The sequence below is a fragment of the Shewanella olleyana genome (assembly GCF_023283825.1).
GTDB classification, from domain to species: Bacteria; Pseudomonadota; Gammaproteobacteria; order Enterobacterales; family Shewanellaceae; genus Shewanella; species Shewanella olleyana.
Genome location: NZ_JAKILD010000009.1, coordinates 76,821 through 102,677, shown reverse-complemented (window position 1 = coordinate 102,677; position 25,857 = coordinate 76,821). Strand labels below are relative to the sequence as shown.

Here is a 25,857-nt window from a genome sequence, read left to right as displayed (position 1 = left end):
AAATGAAAAAACAAGATATCATTTTTGGCATCCATGCTGTTGAAGCTTTGCTACGAAATGCACCTGAGCGTGTGATTGAATTATGGGTAGTGCAGGGGCGTGAAGATGAACGTGTACTGCCATTAATTAACACTGCAAACCAATATGGTGTATCTGTGCAGCGTTCGGGCCGTAAAGTGCTTGATGAAAAATCTGCAAGCAGTCAACACCAAGGTATTGTGGCGCGAGTAAAGCCTGCAAAAATCCTGACTGAAAATGATTTAGATGCATTGCTTGAAAAAACTGAGCTGCCATTTCTGTTAATTCTTGATGGCGTTACTGACCCTCACAACCTAGGCGCATGTCTACGTAATGCGGATGCGGCTGGTGTTCAAGGGATTATCGTACCAAAGGATAACTCAGTTGGCTTAACTGCCACGGTCAGTAAAGTGGCTTGCGGCGCGGCAGAAACCATTCCATTATTTCAGGTAACTAACCTTGCCCGCACCATGCGTCACATTCAGCAAAAAGGGGTGTGGATTATTGGTGCAGCAGGTGAAGCTGATTGTGAGTTGTACCAAGCAGACTTAAAAGGTCCTTTGGCCATTGCTATGGGTGCAGAAGATAAAGGGTTACGCCGTTTGACGCGCGAAAGTTGCGATTCAATCGTCTCGATCCCAATGGCAGGTAGTGTTTCAAGTTTAAACGTATCAGTTGCAACGGGTATTTGTTTGTTTGAAGCTGTACGTCAGCGTAAAGCTTAACGCCACAATCAACAGATAAGCGATTTATATTAAAAACGGGCCTAGAGCCCGTTTTTTGTTTTATGAGGTTTGAAAACTGCTGATTACTGGAAGGTATAAAGTAAATTAAAAGTGGTAATCGTATCGGTTTTAAAACTGTCTTCAGGTACCACTGCGGTGTACTTAACGTTGACACCAATCTTGAAAGCCCAGTCCTGTAGGAAAGTATTCTTGTAGCTTAAGTCGAGTGTCAGTGTATTGTTGTCTTCACCGACTTCTGAGGTTAAATCAGCATTAAGACTCGTGTATTCTTGCAGTTTTACTGAGTACTTTGCCGCAGTACGTAAAATAATGTCTTGGTTAGCGTCTGGGTTTAAATCAGAATCTGTTGCTTTAGGTAAGTCATAACGAAAACCAGGACCAACCTCTAAACTTAATTTTGTTTGATAGTTCGAGATAATATCAAAACCATAACCAGCCGATATTGTCGAAAGTTTGGTATAACTACCAAAGTCATCCCAAGTGAACTCCCCACGGCCAAAAATATAACCACTTTCAAGTTTGTAACTCGATTGAGCATAAACATCATATTTTTCTGCAGTGGTCGATTCTTCATCTGCCGCGTAATAGACTTTGAAAGTGAATTCTTGTGTGGCTTTATCTGTATCGTACTTTAAATAAGTTCGGCCATTAAAGTTTTGTGACTCATTGTTACCAGTGTTTAATTGCATCCCAGCTTCAATTTCGGCATTAAAGTCACTTGGTGGCTCTTTGTAATCAGGTGGAACCAGTGCCCAGGCTGAAGATGAAGCGAGCAAAGTAGAAGTAAAAATGATGACTTTTTTCATTACGCTTTTCTATGAATTGTTATTAGGAACGCCTGAAATTCGGATGAAGCGACATAATACCTGTAATCGAGTGGGCTGCAAAGCTAACCGTCATTAAAAACCTTAACGAGCAAGCATAAGTTGTTCAGTTTTATATTGAATTTTTGCATAGTAAATTAAGCCTATATATGAATATTTCGAGTATTTAAAACTAATAAGGTGAACGTGAAAGTATTACTTGAGTTTGGTGTTGTGTTTATGTACTATGTCGCGCTCAAATCAGTCATTTAATTTCGTTCCTTGCCTCCAACTTGGTCTGACTGAGCCACACGTGAGGCTAATTAACCGTAAGGAGCAATAAATGCGTCATTATGAAATCGTATTTATGGTTCACCCAGATCAAAGTGAACAAGTCCCAGGTATGATCGAGCGTTACAGCAGTGTAATCACTGATGCTAACGGTACTATCAGCCGTCTAGAAGATTGGGGTCGTCGTCAATTGGCTTACCCAATTCAAGACCTACATAAAGCTCACTATGTTCTTATGAACGTAGAAGCAACTGCAGAGTCTATCGAAGAGTTAGAAACAGCTTTCCGTTTCAATGACGCTGTTCTGCGTAACATGGTAATGCGCACTAAAACTGCTGTTACTGAAGCTTCTCCAATGGCTAAAGCAAAAGATGAGCGTGATTCACGTCGTGCTCCTACTGCTGCACCAGCTGCTGAAAAAGAAGTTGAAGCAAGCGCTGAAGAATCTGCTGAATAATTAATCTGTGATTAATCACTTAGTATTGTCAGGAACGATAACTCGTTCTAAGCGATTTGATAGCCCAAGCGGGATTCCACATAAGGTAATCACGTTAGAGCACAAAGCGCAGCGGTATGAAGGCCAGATGTTGAGAAATGTTTATTGCCTCATCCAAGTCATATTAAGTGGCCAACGTTTTAATAGCGTTACAGAAGAATTAAAAGCAGGCGTGCAGGTCCAAGTTGAAGGGTTTATCTCTATGCAGCAAGGACGAAATGGCCAAAATAAATTGGTTATGCACGCCGAAAATGTCGAATTGAAAACTTAGGAGACTGTCAACATGGCACGTTATTTCCGTCGTCGCAAGTTCTGTCGTTTCACCTCTGAAGGTGTTGCAGAAATTGATTACAAAGATATCGTTACTTTAAAAAACTACGTAACAGAAAGCGGTAAGATTGTTCCTAGCCGTATCACTGGTACTAGTGCTAAATATCAACGCCAACTAGCTCGCGCGATTAAGCGTGCTCGTTATCTTTCTCTACTGCCTTACACTGATTTACATCAGTAATCGCAGTATTAATCAGAGGAATTAGATAATGAACGTTATTCTGCTTGATAAAATCGCTAATCTTGGAAACCTAGGTGACCAAGTTTCAGTTAAAGCCGGTTACGCACGTAACTTCCTTTTGCCACAAGGCAAAGCTGTTGTTGCTAATGACGAAAACGTTAAAGTTTTCGAAGCACGTCGCGCTGAATTAGAAGCTAAATTAGCTGCTGAATTAGGTGTTTGTGCTGCACGAGCTGAAAAGCTTGCTGCATTAGACGCAGTTGTTATCGCTTCTAAAGCTGGTGACGAAGGTAAACTATTCGGTTCAGTTGGTACTCGCGACATCGCTGATGCAGTTACTGCTGCTGGCGTTGAGCTTGCTAAAGCTGAGGTACGTCTACCTTTAGGTGCATTACGCACTTTAGGTGACTTCGAAGTTGAAGTTCAGCTTCACACTGAAGTTAAAGCTGTTGTTAAAGTTTCTGTTGTTGCAGAAGACTAATAGCAATTTGCTTTAAAGAAAACACCGCCAATTGGCGGTGTTTTTTTATGCCTGAAATTTATGTCTGACTTAAGATTAATACCAATCTGGATAAATAAGTGATCAGATATTGCGTAGGAAAAATCGCTTAGAACAATACTGGAATTGCAGCTAGCTAGTTGCTCTACCTACAAAATTTCTAACGAAGTTATAAGCGATTTTAACCAATAAGAATGATCATATTCTTATGCTGATTGGTATAGATAAAAAAGCCCCGATTAATCACTTAATCGAGGCTGTTTGGATGTTGTGAATGTTGTATTAGCGAGACATTAGTTTCTCACTAAATCTAACTCTTGAATTAAGTTATCAGCGTGATCAACTTTATCCATCATCCAAAGTATGTAGCGGAAGTCCACATGCACTGCACGAGTGATCGTTGGATTAAAGAACCAGTCTTTGGTGATTGCTTCGTAGGTTGAATCAAAGTTCAAACCAACCATTTCACCTTTACCATTAAATACTGGTGAGCCAGAGTTACCACCTGTGGTATCAACACTTGATAAGAAGTTAACCGGTACTGAGTTAAATTCTTCAGGTTTATCTAAACAAGAAAACAAACTGCAGATCCATGAACGCGGATCTTGATATACAGACGCAACAGTATGTTTGCCGTAGTCATTTGTCGCGATAGCATCTAGTAACTTCTTCGGTGCATTATATGGCTCTTCACCAGTATGCTTACCGACAATCCCTTCAAGGCGAGTGAAAGGTTGCTTATAAAGTGCATCACGAGATTGATAACCATCAACCATACCGTAGGTAATACGTAGAGTCCGGTTTGCATCAGGGTACACTGGCCAGTCGTTAGCTTTGTAATACGCAATGATGGCTTTCATGTACTCAGGACGCGCTGTTGAAAGTTGCCCTTTTAATGACTTCTCCGTGTTTTCCTGCGCCATATTAGTATCGTGCAGGGCAACCGCTAAACGAATAAATGGATCTGAACTTGTTTCAAACGCTTCAGCATCTTTATCCATCCAAGCTAAACGCTGTTCTTTATCGGTTAGGTTAGTTAACGCATAGTAGCCATCAAGTTTTGCAGATAATGCTTCAGCATCAGAAATCTTGTTTAGCGCTTCATCTAAGATAGCCACTCGTTGATTTTGAGCCATGTAAGCATTTAAATCTTGTAGCCACAGCGTTTTATCAACGGATACATCAAAGCTGCGCTCTAAACGTTTTAGGTTCGCTGCGAACATTTTCATGTCACGCTCTTGGAAACCTTGCTCACGTTTTGCATCAGGTAATTGCTTTTCTTTTGCTAAGCGGTAAAGCTTTTTAGCCGCAGATAGCAGTGAACTCGACTGGGCGTTATTAAAGAAATAATCTGTTTGAATTTGATTTTGCTGCTTAGCTAATAGCAGCTCAAGTTCGCTGATTAAGTTTTGGTTCGCTTGAGTATCTTTTTTAAGCCAAGCTAAGAAATCATTCTCGCGTGCTTGTTTGATACCCACAATATCAGTGGCTTTGAAACCATCTAATAATCCATTGAGCTTTTTCATGCGGTTTGCCATTGACGCTAAGCTACCAGCATATTTAATCGCAATCGTATTATTGTCGGCGGCCATTTGGTTAATGGTATCGATTTGCAGTTGGTAGCGTTTGGCGTACGTTGGGTACATCCAATCGCTGGCAAACTTTAATTCACTGGTCAGGCGGTAACGACTCGTTGAGCCTGGGTAGCCTGCAGCAAAAACACCGTCGCCCGCTTTAACACCATCGGCATTAATTTTTAAATAGCTTTTAGGCTCAAAAGGCACATTGTCTTCAGCGTAGCCAGCTGGTTTACCGTCTTTACCAACGTATGCGCGTAAAAAGGTAAAGTCACCAGAGTGGCGAGGGTATTCGTAGTTATCGATGTCGCCGCCAAATGCGCCGACGCTTTCAGGTGGTGCATAAACAAGGCGAACATCACGAATGATTAACTGCTTAATCAAGTAATACTCTAAACCGTTATGGAAGCTACTGACTGAACAGCGGTAGTTCTCATCCGTTTCACACTCTTTAATTAATGCTTTGCGGTTTGATTGGATATCTTCGTAACGTGCTAACGGTTCTTCGCTTAAATTGGCATTAACGCTTTTAGTTACATCCGTTACGGCTTCAGTGATGTATAATCGCTCGTTAGGGCCTGCTGAAGGTTCTTCTGCTTTAGTGTTCGCAAGAAAGCCTTCTTCTAGGTAATTGTGCTCAGTTTTACTGTTATATTGTATTGCTCGGTAGGCACAGTGATGATTGGTCACAACTAGCCCTTGGGGCGAGACGAAACTGGCGGTACAATAGCCGAGACCGACAACAGCATTCATTGGATATTGGGTTAAGTCAGCAAGTTGTTTGGCAGGAATTTCGATGCCGCGTTGAGCTAATTTATCTGCGATAGAAGGCATTTGATAGGGTTGCCATTGGCCTTCATCGGAATGGGCTAGCCCGGAAGACAGCACAAGGGCTGCAACGAGTGCAATACGCATGTTCTTTCCTTAAATATTATTATTGTTAGTCTGCATCAGCGGTCAATGTTGCACAAATTGTTGCGCAACATGTTTGCATGACCTCGGTGTTATACCATATTTTACAAACAGGTTGGGAATTGGGAGTTTTAATGTCACAAAAAGGTGTTTTTAAGGCAAAGGAAAGGTTAAGAGACGCTCAAGTCGACGCGCTTAAATTACCGCCTCATTCTATTGAAGCTGAGCAATCTGTTTTAGGTGGCTTAATGCTTGATGCCGAAGCTTGGGACAGAGTCTCAGAAGCTATCGTGGCTGAAGATTTCTATTCTCGTTCGCACCGAATGATTTATGCGGCTATGAGCCGTTTAGTTGAAACGGGTCAGCCTATTGATTTGATCACAGTTTCAGAGCGCCTTGAAGTTGAAGATCAACTTGAAGATGCCGGTGGTTTTGCCTACTTAGGGGAAATTGCTAAAAACACTCCTAGTGCAGGTAATATTTTATCTTATGCCGACATTGTACGTGAACGTGCAGTTGTTCGTGACATGATTGGTGTTGCTCATGAAATTGCCGATGCTGGTTATAACCCTGAAGGACGTAATTCGAGCGACTTGCTTGATTTAGCTGAAACCAAAGTATTTAAAATTGCTGAATCTCGCGCCAATGCTAATGAAGGTCCTGAAGGCATTAAGTCGATTCTTGAAAAAACCGTCGACAAAATTGAGCAATTATACAATAACCCCCATAACGGTGTGACAGGTGTATCAAGTGGCTTTACTGATCTTGATAAAATGACCGCCGGCTTCCAATCGGGTGACTTGGTGATTGTGGCTGCACGTCCATCGATGGGTAAAACAACCTTTGCGATGAACTTGTGTGAACAAGCAGCGATGAACGAAGACAAGCCAGTGCTTATTTTCAGTTTGGAGATGCCGTCAGAACAGATCATGATGCGTATGTTGGCGTCTTTAGGTCGAGTGGATCAAACCAAAATTCGTACCGGTCAACTTGATGATGAAGATTGGGCTCGCGTGTCGTCAACGATGGGGATCATGCTGGAACAAGGCAAGATGTACATTGATGATGGTTCAGGCTTAACACCAACTGAAGTACGAAGTCGTGCTAGACGTATTGCGCGTGAGTATGGTGGGCTATCGATGATCATGATTGATTACTTACAGCTAATGCAGGTGCCGTCATTAAAAGATAACCGTACCTTAGAAATTGCCGAAATTTCTCGCTCGTTAAAGTCATTAGCGAAAGAGCTTGAAATTCCTGTTATTGCTCTGTCACAGCTTAACCGTTCGTTGGAACAACGTGCAGATAAACGACCTGTTAACTCGGATTTGCGTGAATCAGGCTCGATTGAGCAAGATGCCGATTTGATCATGTTTATTTATCGTGACGAAGTGTATAACGATGATTCTGAACAAAAAGGTGTTGCAGAGATTATTATTGGTAAGCAACGTAACGGTCCAATTGGTCGTGTGCCATTAGCTTTCCAAGGTCAGTTTTCTCGGTTTGATAATTACTCTGGGACGCAAATGTTTGACGAAGATTAATACTGTTTCATAAAACAGACTTTCGTTAGCAAGTTGCTATTATCAAACAAGCCTCTGTTTATAAAAACAGAGGCTCATTTTTTAGTTTTTCATGGTGCTTTATCTGCGCCCGTTTGCCAAGTAAGGTTAATTATTTGAAACCGTTTCCCCGTGCAGAAATCAGCCAACAAGCCTTACAAGATAACCTTGCAAGGTTAAGAGAGATAGCGCCTAACAGTAAAGTGATGGCAGTCGTTAAAGCCAATGGTTACGGCCATGGTTTGCTCAATGTGGCTCAATGTATTGAAAATGCAGACGGATTCGGTTTAGCAAGGCTTGAAGAGGCACTGCAACTCCGTGAAGGCGGTGTGAGTGCTAAATTACTGCTACTTGAAGGCTGCTTTCGTCAGTCGGATTTACCCTTACTGGTAAAACATCAGATTGATACTGTCGTTCATCATGAATCTCAAATTGAAATGCTCGAACAATCAAACTTAACTGCTCCTATCACTGTTTGGCTTAAAGTCGATTCTGGCATGCACAGACTTGGTTTTAGCATTGAGCAGTTTAATGACGTTTATCAACGTTTAGTGGCCTGTGCAAATGTGAAAAAACCGATTCACTTAATGACTCACTTTGCATGTGCCGATGAACCTGACAATAACCTCACCGAGCAGCAAATGGATACCTTTAATCAACTTATTGCAGACTTACCAGGCGACAGAACACTGGCAAATTCAGCCGGTACCTTATTTTGGCCCCAAAGCCAATGTGATTGGATAAGACCTGGCATTGCTTTATATGGCGTATCACCTGTTTACGGGGATAAAGGCTGCCATCACGGTTTAGTGCCTGCAATGGAGTTAGTATCTAATTTAATTGCCGTTCGCGATCATAAAGCAGGTCAAAGTGTTGGTTATGGCGCTCATTGGACTGCCACTAAAGATACTAAACTCGGTGTTGTTGCTATTGGCTATGGCGATGGCTACCCACGTAATGCACCTGAAGGCACGCCTGTATGGCTCAATGGCCGACGAGTTCCCGTTGTAGGGCGAGTGTCAATGGATATGCTAACGGTTGATTTAGGTGCCGATGCAACTGACAGTGTCGGTGACTTAGTACAGCTGTGGGGTAAAGCCCTTGCTGTTGAAGAAGTCGCTGAGCATATTGGCACGATTGCTTATGAATTGGTGACTAAACTGACCCCACGGGTGGTTGTCGATTTACAGCCATAGTGCAGGTAGGTTTACCCAGTTTATCAAACTTATTGAGTTGTTAAGTTAGAGGAAAGTTGAGTGCAGTTGTATAAATCAGCCATAATGATTTATTGCGTAGTATTGAGTGTGAGCGCCGTTGCAGGAACGACTACATCACAAGTTAAACCTAATCAAACTTCCATGATTCAAACTGTGGCATCCGAAGGCCCAGTGGTTTCAGTTGAGCTCCCATCTGAAAAAGATGCAGTTGAGCTTACTTCATCTGAGCAATCGTCACCCCAGAAAGAGTCTTTAGAAAAAGAGTCGTTAGAGAAAGGTTCGCCAGAATATGATCCTGAGTTTGTCGCAGTACCGATTGTTTTTTCAACTGAAACCCTCAGTACCACCTTTGGCGCTGCAGGATTGGTTAAACATGCAGGACAGGCTCAAGCGGTAGCATTAGGTATTGGTTTGTATTCTGCCAATGATAGTTGGCTGACATACGCAGGTTTTTACAATTACCAAATTCCAAAACTAGACCAATGGTTATTTAGCGCTGAATTATTTCGCGGCCATTATGAACAGGGCATTTACTACTTACCTCGAGCTCAGCAAGCTAACGATGCTGAACGTATTGTCAGTGTGGGAGACGAAGGGTTTTCAAAGTTACACATTAAGTACGTATTGCCTATTGGCGGCGGCGCAAATGGAGCTGCGGCATCACTTGCACGTAAACAAAATGCCATCAATTGGAATCCACTAGAGTCAGGTGTTACAACACTTAGCCTAACACCATTCAATAAATACCGAGAATTAGAAGCGCTAGATTATCTGCCCGATGAAGCTCGCGGTTTTGAATTTGCCCTTAATTGGGATAACCGTGATTCAGCCAATAATAGTACCCAGGGTGGCGAAACCAGTTTAACCATTACTCGTGGCAGTGAAATCAATGATGACCCGAACTGGTTAATGTGGGAGTTTGAGCAAAGTGCCTTCTTTTCGCTAGGCAGTAATTCATGGTTTGAAGCACAGGTACTAGCAAGTAACTTTTATATTGCAGATACGCCATCTTGGAATGACGTTGACCATGACAGTCAAACCTATCAAAGACCGCCGAGTTTTGCCGGTGTGTCGTTAGGTGGTTTTGACCGACTACGGGGTTATGACTCTAAACAATTTACCGGAAGAAGCGCAGTGAATTATGCGGTCGAGTACCGAGTAACTCCACGCTGGCAACCGCTGCAAAACCTGCCAGTGTTTAATTTATATGATGTAGCTTGGTGGCAATGGGCGTTATTACTTGAGACCGGTAATGTCACTGACGAATTTGCACTCGATTCATTACATAAAGATATGAAAACCTCCTATGGCGCCAGCGTTCGCTTTGAAGTTGAGAATATTGTCATTCGTGGAGACTTTGTCACGGGTGGCGATGAAAGCCAGTTTTGGGTGATGGTTAATCAACCATTCTAATCTAATATCTTATATAGCAAGATTAGAAATTAATCATAAACAATCTTCATTAAAAGCTGCATAGTGATATAATGCGCGGCTGAAATTTTGGCTGTTTAAGTAGAAAAAACTGGCAGTTTAAATCAAGTTCATTAAGTCGCTGATAATCATCGATAAGGTAAATTTTTTGGCTTCAACAACACTGAATAGAGCACTATCAATCGCACCAATGCTTGATTGGACTGATAGGCATTATCGCTACTTTGCAAGATTGATGTCGGCAAATACTGTGCTGTATACCGAAATGGTCACCACAGGTGCCATCATTCATGGTCAAGGTGATTACTTAGCCTATAACCAAGAAGAGCATCCTGTTGCTCTGCAATTAGGTGGCTCAAATCCAAAAGATTTAGCGACGTGTGCCAAATTGGCATTTGAACGTGGCTATGATGAGATTAACCTTAATGTCGGTTGTCCGTCTGATCGGGTACAGAATGGCCGTTTTGGCGCTTGCTTGATGGCCGAACCTGCTTTAGTCGCTGAATGTGTTGATGCCATGAAGCAAGTGGCGGATATTCCCGTGACGGTGAAAACCCGTATTGGCATTGATGAGCAAGACAGTTATGAGTTTCTTACCGATTTTGTGGATACGGTTAAAGCGGTAGGGTGTGATACTTTCATTGTTCATGCTCGAAAGGCTTGGCTGCAAGGCTTAAGCCCGAAAGAGAACCGTGAAATACCTGAACTTAACTATGAGCGTGTTTATCAACTCAAGCGTGATTATGCTGATTTGAATATCAGTATTAATGGCGGGGTTAAAACGCTAGCGGACTCATTAACTCATCTTAAGCAGCTCGATGGTGTGATGATAGGACGTGAGGCTTATCAGAACCCTTACATTCTAGCGCAAGTGGATCAAATGATTTACGGTGAAGACAAGCCCGTTATCACTCGTGAGCAAGTGATTGAGCGAATGATGCCGTATATTGAGCAGCATTTAAAAGAGGGTGGCAGATTAAACCACATTACTCGTCACATGATTGGCTTATTCCAAGGCTTACCGGGTTCTAGAGGTTGGCGACGACATTTGAGTGAGAATGCCCATAAAGCAGGAGCAGGAGTGTCAGTGATATGGGACGCCGTTGCAAGAATGGAGCAGAGTCGCCCGCCAGCTGATGTCACTTTTTACCCCAATAATAATGTCTGACGTTATAAAATGATCTGAAGTCAAAGCTTAACAATACTCTTGGTTTTGACATTTTTGGCCTTAAAAAGCGCCCTGTGATGGCGCTTTTTTTGTGTGCTGTATTTGGCTAATTAAGTTTTAGCTAATTTCACTATTTTAGTGGTTAAAAATACTAATAGTTTAAAAAGCGCTCAACTTGGTTTTATAGCTAAAAATCTTGATATGGTAAAAATTACTTTAAAATCAGTGCTTAAAAATAATTTAAAGACTTGGCACGCAGCTTGTAATAACCATGGTGTACCCAACAATTGAAAAGGAAGACATCATGTTTAACTCAACTAATAATACAACTGGTTTAATTTCTACGACTAACACTAACGCAAATTCAACGGCTAAAAGTGTATTTAAAAAAGTAGCTCTAGTGGCATTACTTGCTACCGCAAGTGTTAGCGCACAAGCAAATGACTTGAACAGTAACGATATGATCAATGTGCTTGAAACACGCATTAGTGAAACAGCGACTGAAATGCTGCAATCAGCAAAACAAGAAATTGTATTGTCGTTACATAGTCAAATTGCAGAGCAAGTATTTGAGTTAAACAGTTCACTTGAGATAGCTGAAACAACGCAAGAAGCGACGACAGATTCAGTATTAGCCAGCAACGAGGACTAATTTATGGATTTAATGATGATATTTCATTTAGCAGATCCATTAATCTCATTACTTCTGCTTCCCGTTGTTAGTTTTATAGTTTGTTCACTATTGATATGCGGGTTGCAGTGGTACCAATTTAAAAGTGTCGATGCGATTTCTAAAGAGATGACAGGTTTAGATTTCGCTGGAGAAACAAAATGAACATGTCCGATGTTGAAAAGTTTTTAACAGCAGATAAAAGCATTATATGTGGCACAACACACTCAGTATCAAAGCAATTTGGCTGGTCAGTGATGTGGACTCGAGTACTAACGTTAATCGCAATTTTTCTGAACCCGACGATGGGGCTGATAGCTTACTTTGTGACTGCCATTGTAGTGAGTCTGCAAAAAACAAAATACTAATGTTAGGGTAAGTTTTTATACCCTAACATCAGGGCCGCACAAGGAAGAGGCTGTTACTTCTTATCTTTATCTTCAACATGCACTATTAAATGTGCAGTTACCTTCTTCCTATTGCTAAGCCTCATAGCGTTATTTCATTAACGTGAGTAATGAAAACGCAGAAGATTATCGATTTAAAAAAGCTTGGAAGCGTGCTTTGGCTTCATCACTTTTAAGTCTTTCTCCAAACACGTCTAACTCCGCTAGCATTTGTTGTTTAACTTCTGACTGGTTGTAGCGCAGTAGCTTTTTAGATGCTTGCAAAGATTGTGGTGGTTGCGCTGCGAGTTTTTTGGCTTGCGCTAAAACAAAACCATCTAATTCCGACTGCTCAATCACTCGATTGATAATGTTAAGTTCACTTGCTGTATTAGCGCTAAAGCTTTCGCCTAATAAAATTAATTCAGCCGCTTTTTGCTGGCCGACAATTAAGGGTAATAACAAGCTTGATGCAGCCTCGGGAACTAAGGCTAAATTAACAAAAGGCAGCTGGAATTTGGCGCTACTATCTGCATAAACTAGGTCGCAATGCAGTAGCATGGTTGTACCAATTCCTACAGCTGCGCCAGAAACTGCAGCTACAATTGGTTTTTTAAGATTTAGCAGGCAATGCAGAAATTGCACCGTAGGATGAGTATCATTTAGCTCGCCACTGGCAAGGAAATCTGCGATATCGTTACCTGAAGTGAAGCAGTTGCCTTCACCGCGCAACATAAAGGTACGAATGTCGTTGTCGGCCTCACCTTGGATCAGGTATTCTGTAAGCTGTTGGTACATTTTAAGATTAAATGCATTACGTTTTTCAGGACGATTGAAACTGATAATACGTACGCCTTGATCATCCTTAACCTGAATCTGACTCATTCGTTGTTTTCCTTATGGACACGAGTAGGGTGTAAATGGAGTTTATGACATTGAAAGCAATATTCAAACAACTGTTTAGTTTTTTAGCATTAAGTGTATTTTCTTTTTCTGCTTCAGCGGGGATAATGTTAACTGAAGGGCATGTTCGAGCGATGCCTGCAAGTGTGCCAAATACCGCAGCTTATTTAACCTTGATGAATCATTCCGATGATACGGTGACTTTAGTTTCTGTGACGACGCCAGTTGCTGAAGAGGCGCAACTACATACCTTGGTCGAAGAAAATGGCATGGTTAAAATGCGCCAAGTTGAGGGGTTCGATATTCCATCTCATGGCACATTAACGCTGCAGCCATCAGGTGATCATATTATGCTGCTATCATTAACCAAGCCACTTACAATGGGCGATAAAGTTCCACTGGTATTGACCTTTAAAGATGGTCAAACCCTCGCTATCGAATTAGCAGTAGAAAAAAGATCGAATAGTGATACCCAAGAAAGTAATCATCATCACCATCATCATTAAGGAGCTGTTTTGATGCAAATGACACGGAATAAAGTATTTGGAGTCGTAGGAATAATCTTGTTAATTGGTTATTTTATCGCAGTTTGGTGGAGTATCGAGCCAGATATTCTCGAGCCTGATGTACTTCAAAATGAACGCGGGGATGAAATTGTTGGTTATGCCACGACGTCGTCATTAATTTTGACGATGGAAACCCTATTGGACAAACCAGGTGGATGGTTATCCAATGATATTATGCCGCCATCAGTAATAATGGATAATATGCCAGCCTTTGAATTTGGCGCACTTGAGCAATCTCGTGACTTAGCCTTAATCTTGCGTAAAGAGTTTAGTCGCTCACAATCGCAATCAACTGCTGATGCCGATTTACTCGCCGCACATTCAAAGTTAAACATTGAACATACGAGTTGGTTAGTACCAAGTGCTGAAGGCGAGTACCGTGAAGCGATCAAATTACTGAAATTATATCGCGCTAAAATTAGCGATACAGAAAACAGTAATGCGCAGTTTTATGCCCGTGCAGATAATCTGAATGAATGGTTAAAAGAAGTCCAAAAGCGTTTGGGCAGCATGTCACAGCGGCTATCAGCCAGCGTAGGTCAAGATCGTTTAAATACTGATTTAGCGGGTGACAGTACTGCAAGACAGTCTACACCTTCATTGACTGATTTAGAGATTAAAACTAGTTGGTGGAAAATTGATGATGTGCTTTATGAAAGCCGAGGTTCTGCTTGGGCTTTATTAAACTTCATGAAAGCTATCGAAGTTGATTTCGCTGATGTATTAGAAAAGAAAAATGCTGAAGTGAGTTTACGACAAATTATTCGTGAACTCGAAGCCACTCAGCAAACTGTTTGGAGCCCAATGGTTTTAAATGGTGATGGATTTGGATTAGTCGCCAATCACTCGTTGGTAATGGCTAACTATATATCCCGTGCAAATGCCGCGGTGATTGATTTAACTAACTTACTCTCTCAGGGATAATGATGAAAAAGACACTTCTTGCCACTGCCTTATTAGGTATGTTGAGCGTTTCTTCTGCTCATGCAGCTACAGTTGTTGGTTTTAAAGTTGGTGGTGACTATTGGGAAGCTGACACCAGTGGTTCATTCAATAGCGATGATGGTGTAGCGCAAACTTATAACTATGAGTCTAAATCTCAAGGTAGCCTTTGGATTGCGATTGAGCACCCAATTCCTATAGTGCCAAACATCAAAATTCGTGAAAACAGCTTAGAGGGTAAGGGTAGTCAAGTTGGCTCAAACTTTATGTTCAATGGTCATCAGTTTGAATCTGATACAACAGTATATAACGACCTAAGTAACACTGATTTTGTGCTTTATTACGAAATCCTTGATAACGATTTAGTGGCGTTAGATTTAGGTGCCGCTTACAAGCAAATGCATGGTTCATTGCGCGTTCAAGACCTAGGTCATCCTGAAGAAGTGGACGTCGATAGTGGTATCGTTATGGTTTATGCAAGCGCTGAAGTAGGTGTTCCGGGTCTTGGTTTATATGCTTTTGCTGATGTGATGTTAGGTGTCGATGAAACCAGTGTTTACGATTACAACGCAGGTCTTGGTTGGAAGTTTGAAGGTACAGCATTAGATACCGCAATACGTGTTGGTTATCGTGATTTCAACTTTGATGTTGATGACTTCTCGAGCACGACACAGAATATGAGCTTTACTGGTGCCTTTGCTGGTGTTGAACTGACTTTCTAATCAGTTAGTTATAGATATAAAAAACCGCCTTGTGGCGGTTTTTTTGTAGCTGAATTTTGATCTTATACCAATTGGGATAAATAACTGTTCAGATATTGCGTAGGAAAAATTGCTTAGAACAAGGCTGGAATTGCAGCTAGCTAGTTGCAATTACTACCAAATTTCTAACGAAGTTATAAGCGATTTTAACCAGTAAGAATGATCATATTCTTATGCTGATTGGTATTATTGCCTGGATATTAAGTTGTTGTTTTAGTTGTTGTTATTTCAACTTAAGGTGTTTACGACGTGTTCAAGCATCAAGCATCAAGCATCAAGCATCAAGCATCAAGCATGAGTTGATGTTACTTTTTGCAGTTGAATTAGATACTGCTAAAGATATTCGTTACCGTGATTTCAACTTGGATGTTTATGGATTCGAGCACTCAGCAGGGTTTAGTATTTAAAGAGGTATTCACAGAAACTGAACTGACTTTCTCATGAGTGAATTTATAGACATAAAAAAACCGCCTTGTGGCGGTTTTTTGTTATTTTATCAACATTACTGAGCGATTAAGCCGTTGTTGATAGAGATGATGTCATCTTCACTCAATGTGCCTGCAGCTTGTTTTAGCGCTAGGATTGAGTTGATGTAACCATAACGTGCATCAGACAGCTGACGCTTTGAATCGTATAAGTCACGTGTACGGTTTAATACGTCAACGATAGTACGAGTACCCACTTCAAAACCTGCTTGAGTTGCTTTTAAAGCACTTTCAGATGAAATCACTGATTGCTCATAAGCGCGGATTGAACTGATTGATGCGCCAACGTTATTGAAGTTGTTACGAACATCTTTAACCACACCACGATGAACTTGCTCAAGCTTTTCACTTGCTTCAACATATTGGAACTGGGCTTGCTTAACTTGCGATGACACTTTAAAACCTTCAAATATTGGTACACTCAATGTCACTGCAATGTTGGCGTTGTCATAGTCATAACCTGGATTTTGTTCAAACCCTTTTGTATAACCAGCACCTAAGTTAAGCGAAGGCATGTGCCCGGCTTTAAACAAGTCAATGGTTTTGCTAGCAATATCACGTCCAATACGCTGAGTCATCAAGTCGATGCTGTTGGTTTCAGCTATCTTTAACCATTCTGAAGAGCTGGTTGGGTTGGCTGCTCCTGCTGAAAAACGGTTAGTATCAAGAGTATTAATCGTTTTATGATCTATCCCTGTGATTTCACGTAATGCTTCATAGCTGTTGGCTAAGGTGTTTTCTGCCAAAATTTCAGTTGCAGAAGCTAAATCGTATTGCGCTTGAGCTTCATGTACGTCGGTAATTGCAGTTAGACCTACTGCAAAGCGTTGTTTAGTTTGCTCTAATTGACGTTCAATAGCGCGTTTCTCTGCGCCTTGGAATTCATAGTTGTCTTTTGCCGTTAATACATCAAAATATGCTGTGGTTACACGAATGATTAATGCTTGCAGCGCAGATGCATAAGCTGAGTCAGCTTGTGATGCAGCCATTTCCGCTAAGTCTAAACCGACCCATGCACTGTGATCATAAATAACTTGGTTTAGGGTTACTCCACCAGTAAAACCATCTGGTTTTTCTGTTGGTTTTCCATCATCAAGATCATTCCATGCTTTAGCGTAGCCAACGTTAGCGCTGATGGTAGGCAGTAAGGGAGCGCGGTTTTCTTCAATCGTTTCGTATAATGCATCACGTTGAGACTGAGCTTGTAGCACGATGGTATCGCTTGTCAGCGCTTGCTGATAAATTTGCAATAAATCGTCAGCATTTGCTGCTGGTGCAGCAACAGCTAGTGTTAGTGCTGCGTATAAAGAACGTATTTTAAATTTCATTTGCTGCCCTTTTTAGACATAGTCTCCGCTTGGGAGGTAAGATGATCTTGTTTGTTCACAATTTAAAATTTTAAGCAGGATTACTTTAGCATATTGTGAACAAGCTAAAACTTTGTGCAATCCCGCTATGTATCTAGTGTGTATGATAAAAAGACTATCATCTTTAAGCTAAATATCAACTTTCAAGTTGTAACAGACTTTTTTAAATTCGCATGTTTAAACACTTAACGAATATAATAATGCATAAAATATTTCAAAGGGCTTACTAACTGTAAGAAAAAATATGAAAGATAGTGAAGTAATAGAACAGTTTAACGCAAAAAGCGATGTTGAAGTCATTTCCACTAAAACTTTATATAAAGGTTTCTTTCAGTTAGATGAATATAAATTCAAGCATAAGTTATTTTCAGGTGGTTGGAGTGACGTTGTCACAAGGGAAGTTTTCGAGCGAGGTAATGCCGTCGTTGTTTTGCCTTATGACCCCGTCACTCACCAAGTGGTATTGATAGAACAAATTAGATTACCTGCATTAGCAACGACTAATTCTGTTTGGCTTCTTGAGCTTGTGGCAGGTATGATTGCTGCCGGCGAAGTGCCCGCCGAAGTAGCAGAACGTGAGCTAATGGAAGAAACTGGCTTGAAGGCCAGCGAAGTGCACTTGGTCAATAGTTATTTAGCAACACCAGGTGGCTCCTCTGAGCGTTTTCATTTTTATTGGGCCAAAGTTGATGCCACAAAAGCCGAAGGTATTCACGGACTCGATTATGAACATGAAGATATTAAAGTGCATGTTGTTGGCTTTGACGCTGCGATGGAGATGGTCAATTCAGGTCGAATAGATAATGCATCAACTGTTATTGGTTTGCAGTGGCTAGCACTAAACTTAGATAAAGTAAGACAAGCTTAGCCGTTGTTGGGCAAGCTAAGCTAATACTCGGTAAATTCAAAAAATAAACTAGAACACTTAATGAAAGGCATCTGTAAGCAATACCTGTAACAGATACCTGTAACAAATAGAAATGAAGTAAGTGAGACTATTTTGAAGCCACAAACCACTAAATATAAATATCAACCTAATGTCAGTGCTTTCCTAGCATTGTGTGGGCGTAATTATGCGTTGATTTTAAAGTGGTTACCTGAAGTTGCTGAAGTTAATGATTCTTGGACTGTAGAAGGTCAATTTGGCTTACTGGATGTCACTATTTTAGAGAACACAAAATATACTCAATTAATTGAAATAACACGTCATTTACCTAACAGTGATTTCCTTATCACACCTAAAGCCAGTGTGCGAGTCTATCATGATGCTCAATTAGCAGAAGTGTTAACTAGTCAACAGATTTATCGGTTAAAAGCAGTGTATGATTATCCAAATGTACATATGCATCAAACGGATGAGAAGTATCAAGTTAATGCATTTCTAGAAGAGCTGTTAAAGATTGGATGTCGCCCTGTGCAAGTCTGTTCTTCATCACTCTAAAACATTGAATTAATTTATGTTGGGATTAATTAGTGCTTAAAGAGCCAGTGTCTTATTCAATTGCTGATACGGATGTCGTGCGACTTATTCAAGTTACTGACCCGCACTTATTTGCTGATCCCGAATCAAAGCTGTTAGGTGTGAATACGGCTGCTAGTTTTCAGGCGGTGTTAAACACTTTTCTCGCGAGTGAATATCCTGCTGACATGATTTTGGCTACGGGTGACATAAGCCAAGATTACTCTCCACAGTCTTATCAACACTTTTCCACGACAATTGCAGAGTTAAACCTTCCTTGTCATTACCTACCTGGTAATCATGATGATCCACGCTTGATGAGTTTACATATGCAAGGGCCGCATTTATTTGGCCAGCAACGTATTCTAGCGGGTGAATGGCAAATTTTAATGTTGGATTCTACAGTACGTGGCAAGCCTGGCGGATACATGGCAGAGCAACAATTTGCGCTTATTGATGCTGCCATTAAAGCTGAACCGAATAAGCATGTGCTATTAGTGATGCACCATAATCCCATTTTGGTTGAATGTAGTTGGCTTGATCAGCACTGTATGAGTAATGGTGACGCGTTTTTAAAGCGTGTTAGCCAATACCCGCAAGTCAAAGGTGCGCTTTGGGGGCATGTTCATCAAACCATTGATACTCAGTACCCAAAAGCTGAAGGTGGGATTTATTTAATGGCCACGCCATCCACCTGCATACAATTTAAACCAAAATCATCCTATTTTGCTTTAGATGGACTTCAACCTGGCTATCGTTTGCTGGAGTTAGCAAGCAATGGTAGCATTCAAACAAACGTTTATCGGGTGCCCGGGGAAAAATTCTCTCCAGACAATGATGCTAGTGGTTATTAAACGCTAGGTATTCATGTGTTAGCCTGATTTTATTAATGCTTTAGCATTTCAGGTTATTTAACGCGAGAGGAAGTATGCTTCTCTATATACATGGATTTAATAGTTCCCCTCAGTCAGATAAAGCAATAGAAACGGCTCAGTATATTCAACACCGTTTTCCGAATTTACCCTTCATTCAACCTCAATTACCATCATCGCCAAAAGAAGCGATGGCCTTATTATGTGGTATTGTAGAGCGCGCGAAAGCTGAAGGTGAACCATTACGTTTTATTGGTTCTTCTTTAGGTGGGTATTTTGCGAGTTATCTAGCTGAGACCTATGGCGGTAAAGCTGTTTTAGTTAATCCAGCGGTAAAGCCATTTGAGCTTTTTGATGAGTTTTTAGGGCCTCAATATAACCCTTATACTGACGAGCACTATCAAGTATTGCCGCAACACAAGTTAGATGTGGCTGAGTATGATACTGAAGTGATATTTCGTCCCGACCGTTTCTTAGTATTTTTGCAAACTGGCGATGAAGTGTTAGATTATCGTCAAGCGTTATCCAAATATCATTGTTGTGAGCTGCATTTAGAGCCCAATGGTGACCACAGTTTTATTGGCTATAAAAATCAGCTAGATAAGATATGTGAATTTTTACAGATTTCTTAATCAGTTTCATTAAGGCCCAATAATGTGGGCTAACAATTGACCTAATGTGTGGACTATGACCAATCAATACACTTCTGATGCTATCGAGGTTCTTAATGGACTCGACCCTGTAAAACGCCGTCCTGGTATGTACACCGATACCACTCGACCTAACCACTTAGGTCAAGAAGTCATTGATAACAGCGTCGATGAAGCTTTGGCCGGTCATGCTACAAAAATTGATGTGGTGCTACATGCGGATAACTCGTTAGAAGTTATCGATGATGGTCGTGGTATGCCGGTAGATATTCATCCTGAAGAAGGGATCCCCGGTGTTGAACTTATCCTAACTAAATTACACGCAGGTGGTAAGTTTTCAAATGACAGCTACCAATTTTCTGGTGGTTTACACGGAGTAGGTATTTCAGTTGTAAATGCCTTGTCGACACGTGTTGAGATTAGTGTTCGTCGTGATGCGCAAGTTTACGAAATCGCATTTGAGAATGGCGACAAAGTTGAAGACCTGCATGTGACAGGCACTTGTGGTAGACGAAACACAGGTACACGCGTGCATTTTTGGCCAGATGCGAGCTATTTTGACTCGGGCAATTTCTCAATTTCTAAGTTGCTATATCAATTACGTGCTAAAGCAGTGTTGTGTCCTGGTTTACGCATTAAGTTCACCAACAAGCAAAATGGTGAAGTTAACGAGTGGTATTACGAAAGCGGTTTAACAGATTATTTGAAAGAAGCTGTGAAGGGATCCGTTCTATTACCAGAGGATCCTTTTATCGGTGAGTTTTCAGGTAAGACCGATGCGGCTGAATGGGCCATTACTTGGCTGCCAGAAGGCGGTGATAGTATTTATGAAAGTTATGTAAACTTGATCCCAACGCCGTTAGGTGGAACCCATGTAAATGGATTTAGGCAGGGCTTATTAGAGTCAATGCGTGAGTTTTGTGAATTTAGAAACCTTATTCCTCGTGGTATTAAGTTATCGCCAGACGATATTTGGGATAAAGCATCGTTTATCTTATCGATTAAGATGCAAGATCCGCAGTTTTCTGGACAAACAAAAGAGAAACTATCGAGCCGTCAAAGTTCAGCCTTTGTATCAGGTATCGTTAGAGATGCATTTTCTCTTTGGCTAAATTCCAACACAGAGCAAGCGGAGCAATTAGCTGAACTGTGTATTAGTAATGCACAGCGTCGTTTAAAAGCGGCTAAAAAAGTCGCCCGTAAGAAAGTGACATCAGGGCCAGCATTACCTGGTAAGTTAACCGACTGTAGTGGCCAAGACCCAATGCGCGGCGAACTTTTCTTAGTGGAAGGTGACTCTGCTGGTGGTAGTGCCAAACAAGCCCGTGACCGTGAGTTTCAGGCTATTATGCCGCTACGTGGTAAAATCTTAAATACGTGGGAAGTGGATGCATCACAAGTGCTCGCCTCGCAAGAGGTACATGATATTTCGGTGGCGATCGGCTGCGATCCAGACAGTGAAGATATTTCAGAACTGCGTTATGGCAAGATCTGTATCTTAGCGGATGCCGATTCTGATGGATTGCATATTGCTACGTTATTGTGTGCATTGTTTATGAAGCACTACCGCGTGTTAGTAGAAAAAGGCCATGTTTATATCGCAATGCCGCCTTTATTCCGGATTGATTTAGGTAAAGAAGTTTTTTATGCCCTAGATGAAGGCGAAAAAAACGGTATATTAGATAGAATTGTTGCAGAAAAGAAAAAAGGCAAAGTGCAGGTCACTCGATTTAAAGGATTGGGTGAAATGAATCCATTGCAATTACGTGAAACCACCATGGATCCGAATACTCGTCGACTAGTACAGCTTACTATTGATGACAACGACGATACGATGGCATTAATGGATATGTTATTAGCTAAAAAACGCTCACCAGACCGTAAAGTCTGGTTAGAGTCTAAAGGTGATTTAGCAGAGATCTAACAGGGTAGTTAGACCCGTACTATTACATTGCACATTGCATATTGGCCAGAAAGAGGAAGGCAAAGAATAATTATAATGTCGAGAATAATAATTAAAATGGATATCAAGCAAATTTCAACAGTGTTAAAAACTCTGTCTGTATTAGCTCTAGCTCAGCTTGTTGCAGTTAAGGCGTTTGCTGCCGATCCTATGATGATTACTGTTACAAAAGGATTTGGACTCACTTTATATGCTTCTGATTTGGGTGACTCTAAACAGATGGCAATCGGTAGCCAAGGAACCTTATTTGTTGGCTCAAGAAAGAGCGGCACAATCTACGCCTTAGTTGATACTGATAACGACGGCCAAGTGAATAAACGCTACTTGATAGGCAAAGGTTTGGAATACCCAGAAGCACTCGCTTTTCATAACGGCGATTTATACGTAGCTGAAGATGATCGCATTCTGCGCTATCAAGATGTTGAAAACCGTCTTCGCCGCCCAGGTAGACCTAAAGAAGTGTATTCAGGCTTACCGAGTGTTGAGCGTAAACATGCCCGCGGCATGGAGTTCGGCCCAGATGGTCGCCTTTATCTCTCGATTGGTTCGCCGTGTAATGTTTGTGAAGCGCCAGCGCCGTTTGGCAGCCTGTTAGCGATTGATATTAAAACGGGTGATACAGAGCAGGTGGCTTCAGGTTTACGTCGAGTAATCGGTTTTGACTGGTCGCCAACGACTGACAAATTATGGTTTGCCGATCAAGGGCGTAATTGGATGGGCGATAATATGCCTGCAGATGAAATCAACCGTATTGATGTGAAGGGCAGTCACTTCGGGTTCCCATACATACATGGCACTGATGTCGCCGAACCCGCTTTTAAAAAGCCTGATACTTTAAATGTGTCAGTGCCGCAATTTGAATTACCTGCGCACGTTAAACCTACCAGTTTACTGTTTTACGAAGGTAAACAATTCCCAGAACGTTACCACAATCAACTTTTTGTAGCCGAAAATGGATCTTGGAACCGCTCGAGCAAGATTGGTTATCAAGTTGTCATGCTAACGCTTGATAATGATGAAATAACCAAACGTGAGAGAGTGGTAAGCTTTTTAGACGGAGAATTTCCCGTCGCCAGACCTTATGACCTGATAAATGCCCCAGACGGAGCAATGTTCATCTCTGATGACTTAAAAGGCAATATATACCGCTTGTATTACAAAGCGGCAGAACAATCACAGGATAAGAAATAATGAGTGATGCGATTGAATTAAGCCTTGATGGTGTTGAGCAAATGCCTCTACGCCGCTTTACTGAAGAGGCTTATTTAAACTATTCAATGTACGTGATTATGGACCGTGCATTGCCACATATTGGCGATGGTTTAAAACCTGTTCAACGTCGTATTATCTATGCCATGAGTGAGCTGGGCTTATCGGCTCAATCAAAGCATAAGAAGTCTGCCCGTACGGTTGGTGATGTATTAGGTAAATACCACCCACACGGTGACAGCGCGTGTTACGAAGCAATGGTATTAATGGCACAGCCATTTTCATATCGTTACCCTTTGGTAGATGGTCAAGGAAACTGGGGTGCTCCAGATGATCCTAAATCCTTCGCTGCGATGCGTTATACCGAAGCAAAACTATCAAAATTCTCAGAAGTATTATTATCTGAGTTGGGCCAAGGGACTGTAGATTGGGGCGTTAACTTTGACGGCACCATGAAAGAGCCTAAGTCATTACCTGCACGTTTGCCGCACATTTTATTAAATGGTATCACCGGTATTGCTGTTGGTATGGCTACAGATATTCCGCCACATAACGTGCGCGAATTAGTATCAGCCTGTGTTGAGTTACTCGAGAATCCTAAAGCTGAATTAGAGCGCCTGATGGAGTTTGTCCCGGGTCCTGATTATCCTACATACGCAGAGATCATTACCCCCAATAAAGATATCGCTAAAATTTACGAAACAGGTCGCGGTTCAATAAAAATGCGTGCTGTTTACGATATTGATAATGGTGAAGTGGTGATTACCGCTTTGCCACATCAAGCAGGTAGTGGCAAAATTCTTGAGCAAATAGCCAACCAAATGCAAGCGAAAAAGCTGCCGATGGTAGCGGATTTACGTGATGAGTCAGACCACGAAAACCCTGTTCGTTTAGTGGTTGTTCCTCGTTCAAATCGAGTTGATTGCGATCAACTGATGGCACACTTGTTTGCTACAACCGATTTAGAAAAAAGCTTTCGCGTTAACTTAAACGTTTTGGGCCTTGATGGCCGCCCTAAAGTTAAAGGGTTAAAAGAGTTACTCACTGAGTGGCTGACTTATCGTATCTCAACGGTTACCCGCCGATTACAGTTCAGATTAGATAAAGTGCTCGCTCGATTGCATATTCTTGATGCGTTAATGATTGCCTTCTTGAATATTGATGAAGTGATTGAAATCATTCGTTTCCATGATGAGCCTAAAGCCGAGTTAATGGCTCGCTTTGAGTTGTCAGAGAAACAAGCTGAAGCGATTTTAGACTTAAAACTGCGTCATTTAGCTAAGCTCGAAGAGTTTAAGATTAAAGGTGAGCAAGAAGAGTTAGCTGCTGAACGTGATAAATTGGAATTAATTCTGGGCTCTGAGCGTCGTTTAAAGACCTTAGTGAAAAAAGAGTTAATTCAAGATGGTGAAACATTTGGCGATGACAGACGCTCTCCAATTATTGAGCGTGTAGAATCTAAAGCATTAACTGAGCAAGAACTGACACCCGCAGAATCAGTAACTGTAGTCTTGTCTGATAAAGGTTGGGTGCGTTGCGCTAAAGGCCATGATGTTGATGGTGAAGGACTGAACTATAAAGCGGGCGATGCTTTCCTTTGTAGTGCCAGCGGCAAGAGTAACCAGCCAACGGTGTTTATTGACTCGACTGGGCGGGCGTTTGCGACTGATACGCATACCTTACCTTCGGCAAGAAGTCAGGGTGAACCTATCACCACGCGCTTTAATTTATCCCCTGGAGCAGTTATGCGTCACGTCTTATTGGGCGTCGACAGCCAATGCTACTTGCTTGCTAGTGATGCCGGCTACGGTTTTATTGGTTCATACGCGGATATGATTAGCCGTAACAAAGCGGGTAAAGCATTACTGAGTTTACCTGCCAATGCGCAGTCATTGATGCCTAAACTGGTCAATAAAGGGGTAACGCAATCGATTATTGCCATTACCAATGAAGGCCGCATGCTGATATTTGATGTGGATGCATTGCCGCAATTATCGAAAGGTAAAGGCAATAAAATTATTGGTATTCCGACTGAACGTGCTAAAAGTCGTGAAGAACTACTTATTCATTTGGATATTATTCCTGAGGATGCGTCAGTCACTCTGTGGGCCGGTAAACGTAAGTTAACCTTAAAACCATCTGACTTAGAACATTACCGCGGTGAAAGAGGCCGTCGTGGTGCTAAATTACCAAGGGGCTTACAGCGTGTCGATAGTGTTCAGATTGAGCAGGGTTCACAAGCCGCTGAGCTTGAATCAGATGTAGCTAGCGAATAATGTAATTGTGACTAGTCAAAAGCTTTAAAACAAAAAATGCTGCCTCAGGGCAGCATTTTTTATGAATTAGATTTGAAGTTAACGCTTATATTTTACGAGAATAACGACTGAAAAATA

General features: G+C 41.5%; 25 protein-coding genes. 21 read left to right on the top strand and 4 right to left on the bottom strand.

Features of this window, described 5'->3' with window-relative positions:
- Nucleotides 1-2 precede the first annotated feature (2 nt).
- Complete coding sequence (rlmB, locus tag L2735_RS08395; RefSeq protein ID WP_248984264.1) at nucleotides 3-743, top strand: 23S rRNA (guanosine(2251)-2'-O)-methyltransferase RlmB; 741 nt, start codon at nucleotides 3-5, stop codon at nucleotides 741-743.
- Nucleotides 744-826: 83 nt separating this feature from the next.
- On the opposite strand, the gene L2735_RS08390 is transcribed toward rlmB, so the two are convergent.
- A complete protein-coding gene (locus L2735_RS08390) occupies nucleotides 827-1,570 on the bottom strand; it encodes a DUF481 domain-containing protein (RefSeq protein ID WP_248984263.1) in 744 nt (247 codons plus the stop codon).
- Nucleotides 1,571-1,910: 340 nt separating this feature from the next.
- On the opposite strand from L2735_RS08390, the gene rpsF reads away from it, so the two are divergent.
- Genes rpsF through rplI form a run of 4 tightly spaced genes read left to right on the top strand, consistent with a single transcriptional unit; the run spans nucleotide 1,911 to nucleotide 3,346 of the window.
- On the top strand, nucleotides 1,911-2,315 hold the full coding sequence (rpsF, locus tag L2735_RS08385) for a 30S ribosomal protein S6 (protein WP_055023456.1): 405 nt from the start codon (nucleotides 1,911-1,913) through the stop codon (nucleotides 2,313-2,315).
- Nucleotides 2,316-2,322: 7 nt separating this feature from the next.
- The gene (gene priB, locus L2735_RS08380) at nucleotides 2,323-2,625 is read left to right on the top strand and encodes a primosomal replication protein N (RefSeq protein ID WP_153915458.1); all 303 of its coding nucleotides are present in this window, start codon (nucleotides 2,323-2,325) and stop codon (nucleotides 2,623-2,625) included.
- A gap of 12 nt (nucleotides 2,626-2,637) precedes the next feature.
- Nucleotides 2,638-2,865 carry a 30S ribosomal protein S18 gene (gene rpsR / locus L2735_RS08375; protein WP_055023454.1) on the top strand — a complete coding sequence of 76 codons (228 nt, stop codon included), beginning with the start codon at nucleotides 2,638-2,640 and terminating at the stop codon, nucleotides 2,863-2,865.
- Nucleotides 2,866-2,893: 28 nt separating this feature from the next.
- On the top strand, nucleotides 2,894-3,346 hold the full coding sequence (gene rplI, locus L2735_RS08370) for a 50S ribosomal protein L9 (protein WP_220752128.1): 453 nt from the start codon (nucleotides 2,894-2,896) through the stop codon (nucleotides 3,344-3,346).
- 311 nt (nucleotides 3,347-3,657) lie between these two features.
- Here rplI and L2735_RS08365 read toward each other — a convergent pair whose 3' ends face one another.
- Nucleotides 3,658-5,856 carry a S46 family peptidase gene (locus L2735_RS08365; protein ID WP_248984262.1) on the bottom strand — a complete coding sequence of 733 codons (2,199 nt, stop codon included), beginning with the start codon at nucleotides 5,854-5,856 and terminating at the stop codon, nucleotides 3,658-3,660.
- A 131-nt stretch (nucleotides 5,857-5,987) separates the two neighbouring features.
- On the opposite strand from L2735_RS08365, the gene dnaB reads away from it, so the two are divergent.
- The 6 genes from dnaB (at nucleotide 5,988) to L2735_RS08335 (ending at nucleotide 12,269) form a co-directional block, all read left to right on the top strand.
- Nucleotides 5,988-7,397, top strand: coding sequence for a replicative DNA helicase (gene dnaB, locus L2735_RS08360; RefSeq protein ID WP_248984261.1), 1,410 nt, complete (start codon nucleotides 5,988-5,990; stop codon nucleotides 7,395-7,397).
- A gap of 134 nt (nucleotides 7,398-7,531) precedes the next feature.
- On the top strand, nucleotides 7,532-8,611 hold the full coding sequence (alr, locus tag L2735_RS08355; protein ID WP_248984260.1) for an alanine racemase: 1,080 nt from the start codon (nucleotides 7,532-7,534) through the stop codon (nucleotides 8,609-8,611).
- Between the two features lie 60 nt (nucleotides 8,612-8,671).
- Nucleotides 8,672-10,045: an outer membrane protein assembly factor gene (locus tag L2735_RS08350; RefSeq protein WP_248984259.1), complete on the top strand. Its 1,374-nt coding sequence runs from the start codon at nucleotides 8,672-8,674 to the stop codon at nucleotides 10,043-10,045.
- A gap of 166 nt (nucleotides 10,046-10,211) precedes the next feature.
- A complete protein-coding gene (dusA, locus tag L2735_RS08345; protein ID WP_283104580.1) occupies nucleotides 10,212-11,231 on the top strand; it encodes a tRNA dihydrouridine(20/20a) synthase DusA in 1,020 nt (339 codons plus the stop codon).
- Nucleotides 11,232-11,535: 304 nt separating this feature from the next.
- Nucleotides 11,536-11,883, top strand: a complete 348-nt coding sequence (locus tag L2735_RS08340; RefSeq protein WP_248984258.1) for a hypothetical protein — start codon at nucleotides 11,536-11,538, stop codon at nucleotides 11,881-11,883.
- 179 nt (nucleotides 11,884-12,062) lie between these two features.
- The gene (locus tag L2735_RS08335) at nucleotides 12,063-12,269 is read left to right on the top strand and encodes a PspC domain-containing protein (RefSeq protein WP_248984257.1); all 207 of its coding nucleotides are present in this window, start codon (nucleotides 12,063-12,065) and stop codon (nucleotides 12,267-12,269) included.
- Between the two features lie 165 nt (nucleotides 12,270-12,434).
- On the opposite strand, the gene L2735_RS08330 is transcribed toward L2735_RS08335, so the two are convergent.
- Nucleotides 12,435-13,172, bottom strand: coding sequence for an enoyl-CoA hydratase (locus L2735_RS08330; protein ID WP_248984256.1), 738 nt, complete (start codon nucleotides 13,170-13,172; stop codon nucleotides 12,435-12,437).
- A 35-nt stretch (nucleotides 13,173-13,207) separates the two neighbouring features.
- On the opposite strand from L2735_RS08330, the gene L2735_RS08325 reads away from it, so the two are divergent.
- From L2735_RS08325 to L2735_RS08315, 3 genes are read left to right on the top strand one after another with little or no spacing between them, the layout of a single operon-like run.
- The gene (locus L2735_RS08325) at nucleotides 13,208-13,696 is read left to right on the top strand and encodes a copper chaperone PCu(A)C (protein ID WP_248984255.1); all 489 of its coding nucleotides are present in this window, start codon (nucleotides 13,208-13,210) and stop codon (nucleotides 13,694-13,696) included.
- Between the two features lie 12 nt (nucleotides 13,697-13,708).
- Nucleotides 13,709-14,680 (top strand): DUF2333 family protein, encoded by a 972-nt coding sequence (locus L2735_RS08320; protein WP_248984254.1) that lies wholly within the window; start codon nucleotides 13,709-13,711, stop codon nucleotides 14,678-14,680.
- Nucleotides 14,681-14,682: 2 nt separating this feature from the next.
- Complete coding sequence (locus tag L2735_RS08315) at nucleotides 14,683-15,420, top strand: TIGR04219 family outer membrane beta-barrel protein (RefSeq protein WP_248984253.1); 738 nt, start codon at nucleotides 14,683-14,685, stop codon at nucleotides 15,418-15,420.
- A gap of 541 nt (nucleotides 15,421-15,961) precedes the next feature.
- Here L2735_RS08315 and tolC read toward each other — a convergent pair.
- A complete protein-coding gene (tolC, locus tag L2735_RS08310; RefSeq protein ID WP_248984252.1) occupies nucleotides 15,962-17,272 on the bottom strand; it encodes an outer membrane channel protein TolC in 1,311 nt (436 codons plus the stop codon).
- A 283-nt stretch (nucleotides 17,273-17,555) separates the two neighbouring features.
- On the opposite strand from tolC, the gene nudF reads away from it, so the two are divergent.
- The 7 genes from nudF to parC all read left to right on the top strand — a co-directional run bounded on the left by nudF (nucleotide 17,556) and on the right by parC (nucleotide 25,740).
- Nucleotides 17,556-18,179, top strand: a complete 624-nt coding sequence (nudF, locus tag L2735_RS08305; RefSeq protein WP_248984251.1) for an ADP-ribose diphosphatase — start codon at nucleotides 17,556-17,558, stop codon at nucleotides 18,177-18,179.
- A 132-nt stretch (nucleotides 18,180-18,311) separates the two neighbouring features.
- Nucleotides 18,312-18,752, top strand: coding sequence for a DUF1249 domain-containing protein (locus L2735_RS08300; RefSeq protein WP_248984250.1), 441 nt, complete (start codon nucleotides 18,312-18,314; stop codon nucleotides 18,750-18,752).
- A 32-nt stretch (nucleotides 18,753-18,784) separates the two neighbouring features.
- Entirely contained in the window at nucleotides 18,785-19,624 is an 840-nt protein-coding gene (gene cpdA / locus L2735_RS08295; RefSeq protein WP_248984249.1) for a 3',5'-cyclic-AMP phosphodiesterase, read from the top strand.
- A 74-nt stretch (nucleotides 19,625-19,698) separates the two neighbouring features.
- Nucleotides 19,699-20,274, top strand: a complete 576-nt coding sequence (locus L2735_RS08290) for a YqiA/YcfP family alpha/beta fold hydrolase (protein WP_248984248.1) — start codon at nucleotides 19,699-19,701, stop codon at nucleotides 20,272-20,274.
- A 55-nt stretch (nucleotides 20,275-20,329) separates the two neighbouring features.
- Entirely contained in the window at nucleotides 20,330-22,216 is a 1,887-nt protein-coding gene (gene parE, locus L2735_RS08285) for a DNA topoisomerase IV subunit B (RefSeq protein ID WP_248984247.1), read from the top strand.
- Nucleotides 22,217-22,291: 75 nt separating this feature from the next.
- Nucleotides 22,292-23,446, top strand: a complete 1,155-nt coding sequence (locus L2735_RS08280) for a PQQ-dependent sugar dehydrogenase (protein WP_428848302.1) — start codon at nucleotides 22,292-22,294, stop codon at nucleotides 23,444-23,446.
- Complete coding sequence (gene parC, locus L2735_RS08275; RefSeq protein ID WP_248984246.1) at nucleotides 23,446-25,740, top strand: DNA topoisomerase IV subunit A; 2,295 nt, start codon at nucleotides 23,446-23,448, stop codon at nucleotides 25,738-25,740. The genes L2735_RS08280 and parC overlap by 1 nt, the downstream gene beginning before the upstream one ends.
- Nucleotides 25,741-25,857 lie beyond the last annotated feature (117 nt).

Coding starts and splice junctions, on each gene's coding strand:
- L2735_RS08390 (WP_248984263.1), bottom strand. CDS start 1,570: ATGAAAAAAGTCATCATTTTTACTTCTACTTTGCTCGCTTCATCTTCA.
- rpsR (WP_055023454.1), top strand. CDS start 2,638: ATGGCACGTTATTTCCGTCGTCGCAAGTTCTGTCGTTTCACCTCTGAA.
- L2735_RS08290 (WP_248984248.1), top strand. CDS start 19,699: ATGCTTCTCTATATACATGGATTTAATAGTTCCCCTCAGTCAGATAAA.
- L2735_RS08280 (WP_428848302.1), top strand. CDS start 22,292: ATGTCGAGAATAATAATTAAAATGGATATCAAGCAAATTTCAACAGTG.
- tolC (WP_248984252.1), bottom strand. CDS start 17,272: ATGAAATTTAAAATACGTTCTTTATACGCAGCACTAACACTAGCTGTT.
- rpsF (WP_055023456.1), top strand. CDS start 1,911: ATGCGTCATTATGAAATCGTATTTATGGTTCACCCAGATCAAAGTGAA.
- parC (WP_248984246.1), top strand. CDS start 23,446: ATGAGTGATGCGATTGAATTAAGCCTTGATGGTGTTGAGCAAATGCCT.
- parE (WP_248984247.1), top strand. CDS start 20,330: ATGACCAATCAATACACTTCTGATGCTATCGAGGTTCTTAATGGACTC.
- L2735_RS08335 (WP_248984257.1), top strand. CDS start 12,063: ATGAACATGTCCGATGTTGAAAAGTTTTTAACAGCAGATAAAAGCATT.
- rlmB (WP_248984264.1), top strand. CDS start 3: ATGAAAAAACAAGATATCATTTTTGGCATCCATGCTGTTGAAGCTTTG.
- L2735_RS08330 (WP_248984256.1), bottom strand. CDS start 13,172: ATGAGTCAGATTCAGGTTAAGGATGATCAAGGCGTACGTATTATCAGT.
- dnaB (WP_248984261.1), top strand. CDS start 5,988: ATGTCACAAAAAGGTGTTTTTAAGGCAAAGGAAAGGTTAAGAGACGCT.
- rplI (WP_220752128.1), top strand. CDS start 2,894: ATGAACGTTATTCTGCTTGATAAAATCGCTAATCTTGGAAACCTAGGT.
- L2735_RS08320 (WP_248984254.1), top strand. CDS start 13,709: ATGCAAATGACACGGAATAAAGTATTTGGAGTCGTAGGAATAATCTTG.
- L2735_RS08340 (WP_248984258.1), top strand. CDS start 11,536: ATGTTTAACTCAACTAATAATACAACTGGTTTAATTTCTACGACTAAC.
- L2735_RS08365 (WP_248984262.1), bottom strand. CDS start 5,856: ATGCGTATTGCACTCGTTGCAGCCCTTGTGCTGTCTTCCGGGCTAGCC.
- L2735_RS08325 (WP_248984255.1), top strand. CDS start 13,208: ATGGAGTTTATGACATTGAAAGCAATATTCAAACAACTGTTTAGTTTT.
- nudF (WP_248984251.1), top strand. CDS start 17,556: ATGAAAGATAGTGAAGTAATAGAACAGTTTAACGCAAAAAGCGATGTT.
- L2735_RS08315 (WP_248984253.1), top strand. CDS start 14,683: ATGAAAAAGACACTTCTTGCCACTGCCTTATTAGGTATGTTGAGCGTT.